Annotated in this window: 2 protein-coding genes; both read left to right on the top strand. The window is 70.3% G+C overall.

Annotated features, from left to right (window positions below):
- Positions 1-359: glycosyltransferase family 4 protein (locus tag CNO22_RS27145; RefSeq protein ID WP_157937171.1), on the top strand; the 359-nt coding region annotated here is incomplete at its 5' end.
- A 203-nt stretch (positions 360-562) separates the two neighbouring features.
- The gene (locus CNO22_RS27140) at positions 563-979 is read left to right on the top strand and encodes a DUF6766 family protein (protein WP_100502314.1); all 417 of its coding nucleotides are present in this window, start codon (positions 563-565) and stop codon (positions 977-979) included.
- Positions 980-1,229: the final 250 nt, after the last annotated feature.

Below are 1,229 nucleotides of genomic sequence, written 5' to 3'. Positions count from 1 at the left end.
TCCGCGCCGACGCACCCCAGATCATCGCCGGACTGGATCTGCTGGCCGTGCCGTCCCGCTCCGACGGCTCCCCCCTGGTGGTGTGCGAGGCGATGGCCGCGGGGATCCCCGTGGTCGCCAGCCGCGTCGGTGGCCTGCCCGACCTGGTCGCCGACGGCCGCACCGGCCTGCTCGTCCGGCCGGGACAGGGCGAGGACCTCGCGCGAGCGATGGTGTCACTCCTGCTCGACCCGACGGGGGCCGATGAGCTCGGCACGCGAGCGCAGGAGGTGGCGGCGACCCGGACGCACGCCCACCTGGTCGACCGCATGGAGACGATGTACCGCTGCCTGACCGGACGGGTACTTCAGGAGAGCTGACGTAGCTTCACCGTGGGAGTTCCGGTCGGCTGCCCGCCCCGACGAAGTCTGCCCCGGCGACCGTCCCTGTGGAGGAGTGAGGTCGAGCGGAGCTGCGGCACGGAGCGAGCCGGTATCCCGCCGGTTTCCGCTCTTCGACCAGGGGGGTAGGGCGGATCCGGTCCGAGAGCCGGGCCGGGAGTTCTGCATGCAGGAGGCGTTTCATGACCTCGACCCCTCCGAGGCGACGGCCGCCCTTCGGGAAGGCCTACTCTTTCGCGATCGTCACCCTGGCCCTGTTCCTCTTGTCCTGGGTCGGCCAGTTCTTCTTCCAGATGGCGCAGGTCGCGAACGAGGCGCAGCAGCACGGGCAGTCGTTCTCGTGGTCGGACTTCCTGCCTCAGTTCTTCTCCGCGACCCTGGAGAACTGGCAGTCGGAGTTCCTCCAGCTGGTGTGGCAGGCCGTCGGGTTGTCGTTTCTCTACTACTGGGGCTCGTCGCAGTCCCGGGAGGGCGACGACCGCGTGGAGGCCAAGCTGGACGCGCTGCTGCGCGAGCGGGGCATCGACCCCGAGGAGATCGACCAGCTGATCGTGCATGACGCCTCGCACAACGAGCTGCGGGTCACCCGCCAGCGCTGAGGTCGAGCACGGCCGGGGCGTCGATCCGGCCGTCTCCGCCGTGGTCAGCAGCGGATGCGCAGAGGTGACGCTGGGTGGTGGCGTTCTCGGAGGGGTTGAGCTGCCGGCCGCGGGCGTGCGCTCAGCTCCAGGTCATCCGGTAGGACGCGGGGGTGCTCTGGAGGAAGCGGTTGATCTCGGTCACGTCCAGCGGCGCGGGCAGCGGGTGCCGTGCGGGTAGTGCGGCGAAGGCGGGCTGGTAGCGCATGGT

It is taken from the genome of Geodermatophilus chilensis (assembly GCF_002802985.1).
Taxonomy (GTDB): domain Bacteria; phylum Actinomycetota; class Actinomycetes; order Mycobacteriales; family Geodermatophilaceae; genus Geodermatophilus; species Geodermatophilus chilensis.
The sequence above is the reverse complement of the archived record's forward strand: the minus strand, read 5'-3'. Positions and strand labels throughout refer to the sequence as shown.